This is a genomic window from uncultured Agrococcus sp. (assembly GCF_945915485.1).
Taxonomy (GTDB): Bacteria; Actinomycetota; Actinomycetes; order Actinomycetales; family Microbacteriaceae; genus Agrococcus.
In genome coordinates this window covers 1-3263 of record NZ_CAMEFJ010000155.1, presented here as the reverse complement: position 1 = coordinate 3263, position 3263 = coordinate 1, and the positions used below count along the sequence as shown (strand labels likewise).

Annotated in this window: 3 protein-coding genes; all 3 read right to left on the bottom strand. The window is 65.3% G+C overall.

Translation table 11 applies throughout. The annotated features are described in order from the left end of the window. Nucleotides 1-112: 112 nt before the first annotated feature. Nucleotides 113-304 (bottom strand): hypothetical protein, encoded by a 192-nt coding sequence (locus Q0O95_RS13760; RefSeq protein ID WP_293699849.1) that lies wholly within the window; start codon nt 302-304, stop codon nt 113-115. A gap of 79 nt (nt 305-383) precedes the next feature. Continuing rightward, nucleotides 384-1154: a glucose 1-dehydrogenase gene (locus Q0O95_RS13755; RefSeq protein ID WP_293699846.1), complete on the bottom strand. Its 771-nt coding sequence runs from the start codon at nt 1152-1154 to the stop codon at nt 384-386. A 290-nt stretch (nt 1155-1444) separates the two neighbouring features. Next, nucleotides 1445-3217 carry a DEAD/DEAH box helicase gene (locus tag Q0O95_RS13750; RefSeq protein ID WP_293699843.1) on the bottom strand — a complete coding sequence of 591 codons (1773 nt, stop codon included), beginning with the start codon at nt 3215-3217 and terminating at the stop codon, nt 1445-1447. Between the last annotated feature and the right edge of the window lie 46 nt (nt 3218-3263).

The following is a 3263-nucleotide window of genomic DNA, read 5'->3' as shown; positions in this document are numbered from 1 at the left end:
TCCAGCAACAGATACGGATGCCCCCACCAGGAAGCGGGCTGCTCGATAAATGCATCCCACACTCGCTTGATCGGCGCTGCCACGTCGACCGCCTGTTTGATGTGCACACTGTTCATGCGAGTTTCTCTCCTCTCTCTGCAGACAGCCGCAGATACTCATGGATGCGCTGCAACTTGTCTTGCCAACCTCGCCCAACGGCGCCGTGCATGCCCTCCGGGAAGACGCCGATGGCTTCCTGCCGGAATCGCAGGGTTGTGACTCCGGCGGCCGGCGATTCCTCTCTGCCCGCGTGCGTCTTGGTCACGTATAGAGACCGGCAGTCGGGCGAGCGGAATTGCTTCAAGGAAGCTCTCACGGCTGATTTTCGTGACCCGGCCGCTGCGTTACCCGGCTGCCCATCCCCCGTCGGTCGGCATGATGACGCCATTGACGTCGGATGCGGCATCCGATGCCAAGAACAGAATCGCGGCGGCCTGCTCCTCTGGCTCCGCGTTGCGAAGCGCCGACTGGTGCACGGGTGTTATACGCTCCATCGATGGTCCGTGGATGGTCTTCTGCAGCTCGGGAGTCATGACGTTCGTCGCGACTCCACCCGGCGCGATCGCATTCGCGCGCACGCCGTCGTGCGCATACGTGTAGGCGGTGTTCTTCGTCAGGCCGACGATCGCGTGCTTCGACATCGTATATGCCGCGCCCGCGGCAGCTCCGCGGATGCCGGCTGCGGAGGCGACGTTGACGATCGAGCCCGACCCGCGCTCGCGCATCCCGGGGAGCGCAGCACGCGTGAGGTACAGCGGCGCAAGCGTGTTGACGCGCAGCACACGATCGAGCACTGCGTCGTCGAGGTCCGCCGCACCGGCGAAGTTGTCCATGATGCCGGCATTGTTGACGAGGATGTCAACGCGTCCGAACGTCTCGGCCGCCTGATCGACGAGCTGTTCGGCGACCGTGGGGTCGGAGATGTCACCGATGACGGCGAGCGCCTCACCACCGGCCTCGACAATCAGCTTGACCGTCTCTTCGGCAGTATCGGCGATGTCCGAGACGACAACTCTTGCGCCGTGTTCTGCGAACATGGTTGCGGTGGCCCGGCCGATGCCGCTCCCCGCACCCGTGATGATGGCGACTTTATCGTTGAGCGCGAATAGTGACACTGTGATCTCCTTCTTTGCAGCGCGTAATCACAAGTCAAGCACCATCCGTCGTGGCTCGCCAGGGTTTCGTGCGCCGCGGCGAAATGGGGCCCATGCGCGCATAAAATAGTCGGAAGAAGGCCCTTTGGGAGCCTCCCCAACGTGCTTCTTTGCACTATTTTTCGTGCGATACGGGAAACGCGCGCAATGCTTGCCGGGCCGACCTCATCTCGCCCGCGCCGGTGACGAAAAACTTGCGAAGTGTTGTGTCCACAGCGCAAGTTTTTCGACACAGACGATGGGCTGGGGTGTCACCGGATCTGGCGGCGCAGGAAGTGAATCCGGTCGCGCAACTGCTGCATGGATGCCCTGCGCACCTCAGGACCGCCGCACGCGCGGCGCGCCTCCGAGTGGATCATCGCGTGCGTCGATTTGCGCTGCTTCGCCACGATCGACACGAGCGAATTGAGCAGCTGCCGCTCCTCTTTCATGTTGCGGTAGAGCGGCTGCACGGTATCGGCCCGCTTGGGCCGAACACTCACGCGCGCGGCCTGCCGTTGCTGCCGTCGTTTCAGCAGGTCGCTGACCTCTTCCGGCTCGAGAATGCCGGGGATGCCGATGAAGTCGAGCTCCTCCTCCGTCGAAGGCTCGACGAGCTGGCCGAACTCGGCATCGCCGAACAGCACCTTCTCAAACGTTGCACTCGACGACAGCGGCTCCCACACGAACGGGGCAGCTTCGCGCTCTTCCTGATCGGGCTTCTCGGCGGCCGCGAGCGCTTCGTCATCGAGCAACCCGTCGTCATCGCGATCGAGCCCCAACGCGTGATCGCGCTGCTTCTCGAGTTCCGACGCGAGGCCCAACAGCACCGGAACCGACGGCAGGAAGACCGTCGCAACCTCGCCCTTACGGCGTGACCGCACGAAGCGGCCGATGACCTGGGCGAAGAACAGCGGCGTCGCCGAGCTCGTGGCGTAGACGCCGACCGCGAGGCGCGGCACGTCGACACCCTCCGAGACCATCCGCACGGCGACCATCCAGCGACTCGTGCCGGTCGAGAACTGCTCGATGCGGTCGGAAGCGCCGTCGTCATCGCTCAGTACCACGGTGACCTTCTGCCCGCAGATCGACTCGAGGATGCTGGCGTACTGCCGCGCCTGCGCCTGATCGGTCGCGATCACGAGGCCACCCGCGTCCGGCACGGCTTGGCGTACATGCGTGAGCCGCACATCCGCGCTGCGGAGCACCTGCTGCATCCACTCGCCGCCCGGGTCGAGCGCGGTGCGCCACGCTGCGCTCGTGATGTCCTTGGCGTCTTCGTGGCCGAGGGTCGCCTTCATCTCGTCGCCCTGCGCCGTGCGCCACTCCATCGTGCCCGCGTACGACATGAAGATCACCGGCCGAACGACGCCGTCCTGCAGCGCGCGGCCGTAACCGTAGTCATAGTCGGTGACCGAATAGCGAGCACCATCAGCCGCTGGCTGGTACTGCACGAACGGGATGGGCGCCTCGTCGGAACGGAACGGGGTTCCCGTCAGCGAAAGCCTCCGCGTTGCCGCCGAGAACGCCTCGCGCACGCCGTCGCCCCAGCTGAGGGCGTCACCGCCGTGGTGCACTTCGTCGAGGATCACGAGGCTGCGGCCCGACTCGGTGATGCGCTTGTGCACGACGGGCCTCGCTGCGACCTGCGCATACGTGACGACGACGCCGTCGAACTGGCGAGGGTAGTCGCCGTCGCCGTTGCGAAACTCGGGGTCGAGCTTGATGCTCGCCCTGTGCGCCGCATCGGCCCACTGCCGCTTCAGGTGCTCGGTCGGAGCCACGACCGTGATGCGCTGCACGACTCCCCTGCGCAGCAGTTCGGATGCGAGCCGCAGCGCGAACGTCGTCTTCCCCGCACCCGGCGTGGCAGCAGCGAGAAAATCGCGCGGCTCGGTCGCGAAATATCTCTCGAGCGCCTCCTGCTGCCAGGCGCGCAGCGTCTGCGTCGTACCCCATGCAGCACGTTCGGGATACGTGGGAGGCAGGTGATCGGCGGCATACGAACCGAAATGCTGGTCCCGCTCGAATTCCTGCTCAGTCACAGCCGACCAGCGTACCCGGCACCGGTGACAGAAGCCGAAACGGCGG